Origin of the sequence: Kitasatospora sp. NPDC096077, from assembly GCF_040303245.1 — a bacterium.
In the GTDB taxonomy this organism is placed as follows: Bacteria; Actinomycetota; Actinomycetes; order Streptomycetales; family Streptomycetaceae; genus Kitasatospora.
In genome coordinates this window covers 1-5,836 of the sequence record NZ_JBEOSV010000090.1, presented here as the reverse complement: position 1 = coordinate 5,836, position 5,836 = coordinate 1, and the positions used below count along the sequence as shown (strand labels likewise).

Genomic DNA, 5,836 nt, shown 5'->3' with positions numbered 1-5,836 from the left:
CGCGGGCCCCCGCCGGGGCTGGGGGGGGGCCGGCGTGGGGGGGCGCCACGCCCGGGGGCGGGGGGGGGGGGCGGCGGCTCCCCCCGCGCCTGTCCGTCCATCAGGCCCGCTGGGAGCAGCTGGTGGCGCGGTGGCGCGCCGGCTGGTGGTGCCGGCGCTGCCGGGCGGCGTTCTTCCCCGCCGGGGCCCTGCACCCGGGCGCCGCGCCCTCGCCCGTGATCGCGCCGGCGCACTATCCGGCCTGGGTGCTGGGCGCGCCCGTGCCCGGTGCGCCCGTGCCCGGTGCGCCCGTGCCCGGCGGGTCCGTGCCCGGCGCGCCCGTGCCGGGCGGGTCCGTGCCGGGCGCCTGACATGCCCGTCCCGCGCGGGGCGGGTGGGCCGCGCGGGACGGGTGCGTCTTGACACCCGCAGGTCGTATCCAGAATATTGGATGCGTCCTGCCGTCGGGGTGGTCCCGCGGGCCGGGGTCGGAAGGGGGTGCGCGGTGGATCCGCTGGCCGTGCACAAGGCGCTCGCCAATCCGGCGCGTGCGGACTTCCTGCGCTGGCTCAAGACGCCCGAGCGGTACTGGGACGAGGGGTACTACCGCGAGCGCGGGGTGGGTTTCCACGTCGGGGTGTGCGTCAGTGACATCCGGGAGCGTTCGGGGCTGGCCCAGTCGGTGGTCTCCGGCTACCTGCAGATCCTGCGGGACGCGGGGCTGCTGGTGTCCGAGCGGGTCGGCAAGTGGACGTTCTACCGGCGGGACGAGGAGACCATCGCGGCCTTCGCCGCGTACGTGCGCGACGAGCTCTGAGCCGCGCCCGTCCCCCCGTTTTCTGCTGTTCCGGCCCGGTCGAGGGGCGCCCTGCGGGGTGTCCCTTTTCTCCGGCCCTGATTCATCTAACTATCTAGATTTGTCGCTGTGGCTTGGTGGGGTCGGGGCCGCGGCGGCGCGAGGGAGGCTGTCGATGGAAAGCGGAGCACGGGCGGGCCGGGGTGCGGCGGTGGGGGTCCTGGCGCTGGGGGTGTTCGGGATCATCACCACCGAGATGGGGGTGGTCGGGGTGCTGCCGCGCCTGGCGCAGCGCCTGCAGGTGGCGCCGGCCACGGCGGGCTGGCTGGTCGGGGCGTTCGCCCTGACGGTGGCGCTCGGCGGTCCGGGGCTGACCCTGCTGGCCGCCCGGCTGCCGCGCCGGGCGGTCCTGGCGGGGGCGGCGGCGCTGTTCGCGCTGTCCAACGCGGTCTGCGCGCTGAGCGACTCCTTCCCGGTGGTGCTCGCCTTCCGGATCGTGCCGGCGCTGGCGCACCCGGTGTTCTTCGCCCTGGCGCTGACCGCCGCGGGGCGCCTGGCCGCGCCCGGGCGGGCCGGGCGGGCGGTGACGACCGTCTTCGCCGGGGTCAGCGCCGGCTTCGCGTTCGGCGTCCCGCTGACGTCCTTCCTCGCCGACCACTTCGGCCTGGCCGCCGCGTTCTGGACCGGGGCCGGCGTCAACCTGCTGGCCGCCGCCGGGATCCTGCTCCTGTTCCCGCGCCTGTCCGAGGCCGAACGGCCCACCTGGGCCGGCCAGCTGGGCATCCTGCGCAGCACCCGGCTGTGGCTGTCGGTGGCGGCCGTGGCCCTGGTGTTCGCCGCGATGTTCAGCGGCTACGGCTTCTTCGCCGAGTACCTGGAACGCGTCACCGGCCTCGCCCCGTCCCTGACCGGGCCCGCGCTGATGGCCTTCGGCATCGTCATGACCGGTGCCGGCGTCGGCTTCGGGCGCCTGCTGGAACGCGGCCTGACCCGCACCGTCACCGCCTACCCGCTGCTGTACATCGGCCTGTACGCGCTGCTGTACGCGGTCGGCACCCACCCGGCGCTGATGGCCGGCGCCGTCCTGCTGTGGGGTGCCGTCCACTCCGGGGGACTGGCCGTCGCCCAGGGCTGGCTGGCCCGGGACGCCGCCGGGGCGCCGGAGTTCGGCAACAGCCTGTTCATCTCCTTCTCCAACCTCGGCATCACCCTGGGCACCGCGCTGGCCGGCGCCACCGTCACCGCCGCGGGCCCGCGCCGGCTGCCCCTGACCGGCGCCGCCCTCGCCCTGCTCGCCCTCGCCGCCGTCCTCGCCCGCCGCCGCCTGGGCCCCACCCAGGCCCCGGTGCCCGAAGCGGCCCCGGCCCCGGCCCGGGTCGCGCCCTGACGGCCCGGGGCCCCTGCCGGTGCGGCAGGGGCCCCGGGGGACGGGCGGACGCGGGGTCAGGCCCGGCCGAACCCGTGCCCGCGCACGGCGCCGACGAAGGAGTGCCAGGCCCCGGCGGGGAAGAGCAGGGCCGGGCCGTGGGGGTCCTTGGAGTCGCGCACGGCCATGCCGCCGGCGCGACGGGCCGTCTCCACGCACTCGTTCGCCTGGGCGCTGTAGCTGCTCTTGTACCAGTGCCCGGCGGAGGTCTCCGGTACGGCCATGCGCTTCACCCTCTTGTCCGCTCTCGTCCCGTGCTCAGGTCTCTGCCGCGATCGCCGTGATCATATCCAGCGTCTGGGCGGTATTCAGAGCCGAGGACCGCAGGTGTTCGAAGACGAGTCCGTAGCCGTCGAGTTCGGCTTCCCGCTCCAGGTAGTGGCTGCTCGTCAGATTCTCCAGGAACACCGCTCCGGGAGTCGGGGAGCTGCTGAAGCCGTACATCACGAACGCACCGCATGCGCCGGCGCTCGCGCCGATGCCGAGCGGGACCACCTGCAGGGTGACGTTGGGTAGTTGGGCTGCCTCGGCGAGGTGGCCCAACTGGGCCCGGTGCACGTCGCCGCCGCCCACCGGGCAGCGCAGGGCGGGTTCCCAGACGATCGCGCACAGCCGGGCCGGATCGGGACCGGCCTGTACCGCCTTGCGCTCCATCCGGACCTTGACGAACTGCTCTATGCGTTCCGGGTGGACGGCGGCGGGGTTGGCCTGCAGCAGGGCGCGGGCGTAGTCCTCGGTCTGCAGCAGGCCGGGCAGGACCAGCGGCTGCCAGTTGCGGATGTAGCGGGCGTCCGCCTCCAGATCGAGGAAGTCGACGTAGGCGGACGGGATCGTGTCGCCGTAGTCGTGCCACCATCCGCGTTTCTTGCTGTCGCGGGCGAGGGTCTCCAGGGCGTCGCGGTTCCTCGTGCCCGTGACGCCGTAGAGGTCCATCAGTACGCCGAGGTCCAGGCGGCGGATGCCGACCGCGCCGGTCTCTATCCGGCTGATCTTCGCGCGCGAGCACTTCAGCGCGGTCGCCGCGTCCTCGGTGCTCTTGCCCGCCGCCTCCCGGAGTCGGCGCAGCTCCGACCCCAGACGGCGGCCGCGCACGGTCGGCCTCGGTTCGTCGGTCATGCCTCGAATCCTTCCTTGAACTGCCCGGTCTGCTCCGTGACGGAGCGTCGGGTCGACGTCGGCAGCGATCTGCACAGTTGCATATGTACATGTTGCAGATCACATTGCTGCAGTGGCATGCTACACGCAGTAGTCGACCAAGCGACACATAGTGATCTTGGCGGCTCATGGCCGGGCATCCCCATGCCCCGGACCGCACACGCCACCACGCCCTCCAAGGAGGCGCCGCCGTGCCCGAAACCCTGACGATCCCGCCCCCCGCCATGGGGGAGTACTCCTGCTGGATGCCGCGCCACCGCAAGTCCGTCCCCATCGCCCGCCGCCTGCTGCGCGACTTCCTCACCGGACTGGACGCGCGCCAACACTACGGCGACAGCGCCGAGTTGGTGCTCGGCGAGCTGCTCACCAACGCCGTCCTGCACGCCCGCACCCCGCGCGACCGGCAGTTGTTCGTCCGCTTCGGCCTCACCGCCTCCCACCTCCTCGTCGAGGTGCACGACGCCGGGCGCGGCCTGCCCCTGCCGCGCCCGGCCGGCGTCGACAGCGAGTGCGGGCGGGGACTGCTGCTGGTCGCCCGGCTCGCCGTCGACTGGGGCTGGCGGGCGCGGGAGGGCGGCATCGGCAAGACCGTGTGGGCCCTGCTCGCGCCGGAGACCGGACAGGGCGGCCCCGGCCGCGGGGCCGGCGTTCAGGCGTAGCGGTCGAACAGGGCCTGGAGGTAGTCCTCCAGGCGTGAGGTCAGCAGCTGCGCGGTCAGGTCGGTGCGGCCCAGGTCGCGCCAGGGGACGGCGACCTTGTGCGCGTCCGGGGCGAAGGCCAGCGCGTCCAGCAGCCGCCAGTACAGGTGGTCGGGGCCGTGCGGGCTCAGGGCGGCGCCGCCGGCCCGCTGGTAGGCGTCGGCGAAGGCCATGCCCGTGCCGGTGCCGTGGAGCAGGGCCAGGGCGGTGGAGCAGTGGGCGACGTCCAGGTCGGCCGGGCCCCAGGAGGTCTCCACCCAGTCGACGACGCCGCTGACCGCCAGCTGTGCGCCGGTGCCGGTGAACAGGACGTTGCCGGGGTGGAAGTCGCGGTGCAGGAAGCAGGCCCGGTGATCCGGCGCCGGGCGCCCGATCACCTCCACCGCCCGTTCCCACAGGGCGGGGCGCGCGCTCTCGGCGGGGGGCCGGACGTGTTCGGGCGAGGTCCAGGCCTGCCAGGCGCGCGGGCGCCGCCGTTCGGGCACGGCCACGGCGTGGACGGCGGCCAGCTGGGCGGCCAGCAGCTCCACCCGGCGCCCCACCTCGCCGTCCTCCTCCACCCGCACCCGGCCGGGCAGGGCGGTCATCAGCAGCGACGGGTGCTCGCACCGCTCGCCCGCGGCGTCCACCGCCCGCAGCCGCGCCGCCGGCACGTCCCCGCCCTCCAGCAGGCGCAGCACGGCGGCCTCGCGCTCCAGCAGGCCGGGCGCGTGGCGGCGGTAGAACGGCTTGACGAACGAGCGCAGCACCAGCGAGTACCCGCCCCCGCCCCCGCCCCCGCCGCCCCCGCCGTCGCCGGTGCCGGTGCCGCCGGTGGCGGGGTCGGCGGGTCCGATGTCCAGGCGGCGCATCCGCGAGGTCCAGCCGCCCTTCAGCTCCCGCTCCCGGACGATCCGTTCACCGGGCGCGAGCACGCCCTCGACCCACCGGCGCGTGCCGGCCCACCCGGGTGCGCTGTCCTCGATCACGGACGACCACCCTACGGCCCCGCCCCCGCGCGCCCGGGCCCGCCACCCGTCGCAGTGCGGCGGCGGGCCCGGGCCGGGTGCCCGGGTCAGCCGGGCAGCGGGTCGGGCACGCCCCGGGCCTCGGCGTCGGCGGCCGCCACCACCGCCGAGAGCAGGCCCGGGAAACGGGCCTCCAGTTCATCGGCGCGCAGGGTGTTCATCTTCGTGGTGCCCACGTAGTACTGGCGCAGCACCCCGGCCGCGCGCAGCACCGAGAAGTGGTGACTGGAGGTGGAGCGCCCGACCGGCAGGTCGAAGGAGCCGCAGCTCAGATCGGCGCCCGCGTGCGCCAGGGTGCGCACCACCGAGCGCCTCGCCGGGTCGGCCAGGGCCTCCAGCACCTGCTGGACGCTCACGTCCTCCACACCGGGGTGCACGATCATCCGCGCCGCAACGCGTGCCCGTCCCACACCCACCACCCCTTCCCACGCCTGGCCCCCCGTCCCGAAATCGGTACCGTCAACGGCCGCGCACCACGCGCGACTTCACGCCCGACGCTACTACGGGACGGGCCCCGGCAACGCCCGTCGCAACACCTCCGCAACACCGGGCGCGCACCGGATGCGCACGAAGCCGCCCGCGGGGACACCCGCGGGGACACCCGCGGGGACACTCGCGGGGGTGCCGGCGAAGGCGCGCGGGGGACCACACGAAGGACGTACGGGGCGGGAGGGACGGGGCAAGACGTACGCGGCGAGAGGGGACGGGGGAGGGGTGCGGGGACGCCCGGGGGGTGCGGGGCGGGGGGGGGGGGCCCCGCCCCCCCCCCGGGCGG

General features: G+C 75.4%; 7 protein-coding genes. 3 read left to right on the top strand and 4 right to left on the bottom strand.

What is annotated here, in order from left to right; genetic code table 11:
- The first annotated feature begins 484 nt into the window (after positions 1 to 484).
- Together ABTZ03_RS40125 and ABTZ03_RS40120 are read left to right on the top strand one after the other, a co-directional pair.
- Positions 485 to 796 (top strand): ArsR/SmtB family transcription factor, encoded by a 312-nt coding sequence (locus tag ABTZ03_RS40125; protein WP_350518172.1) that lies wholly within the window; start codon positions 485 to 487, stop codon positions 794 to 796.
- A gap of 154 nt (positions 797 to 950) precedes the next feature.
- Entirely contained in the window at positions 951 to 2,162 is a 1,212-nt protein-coding gene (locus ABTZ03_RS40120) for an MFS transporter (RefSeq protein ID WP_350518171.1), read from the top strand.
- Positions 2,163 to 2,218: 56 nt separating this feature from the next.
- On the opposite strand, the gene ABTZ03_RS40115 is transcribed toward ABTZ03_RS40120, so the two are convergent.
- Together ABTZ03_RS40115 and ABTZ03_RS40110 are read right to left on the bottom strand one after the other, a co-directional pair.
- Positions 2,219 to 2,425 (bottom strand): DUF397 domain-containing protein, encoded by a 207-nt coding sequence (locus ABTZ03_RS40115; protein ID WP_350518170.1) that lies wholly within the window; start codon positions 2,423 to 2,425, stop codon positions 2,219 to 2,221.
- A 34-nt stretch (positions 2,426 to 2,459) separates the two neighbouring features.
- Positions 2,460 to 3,317, bottom strand: a complete 858-nt coding sequence (locus ABTZ03_RS40110; RefSeq protein ID WP_350518169.1) for a helix-turn-helix domain-containing protein — start codon at positions 3,315 to 3,317, stop codon at positions 2,460 to 2,462.
- Positions 3,318 to 3,547: 230 nt separating this feature from the next.
- Between ABTZ03_RS40110 and ABTZ03_RS40105 the strand changes: the two genes are divergently transcribed.
- Positions 3,548 to 4,015, top strand: a complete 468-nt coding sequence (locus ABTZ03_RS40105) for an ATP-binding protein (protein WP_350518168.1) — start codon at positions 3,548 to 3,550, stop codon at positions 4,013 to 4,015.
- On the opposite strand, the gene ABTZ03_RS40100 is transcribed toward ABTZ03_RS40105, so the two are convergent.
- Positions 4,006 to 5,022, bottom strand: coding sequence for a phosphotransferase family protein (locus ABTZ03_RS40100; RefSeq protein ID WP_350518167.1), 1,017 nt, complete (start codon positions 5,020 to 5,022; stop codon positions 4,006 to 4,008). The two genes, ABTZ03_RS40105 and ABTZ03_RS40100, sit on opposite strands and share 10 nt — an antisense overlap.
- Before the next feature lie 86 nt (positions 5,023 to 5,108).
- A complete protein-coding gene (locus ABTZ03_RS40095) occupies positions 5,109 to 5,444 on the bottom strand; it encodes an ArsR/SmtB family transcription factor (protein ID WP_350518194.1) in 336 nt (111 codons plus the stop codon).
- Positions 5,445 to 5,836 lie beyond the last annotated feature (392 nt).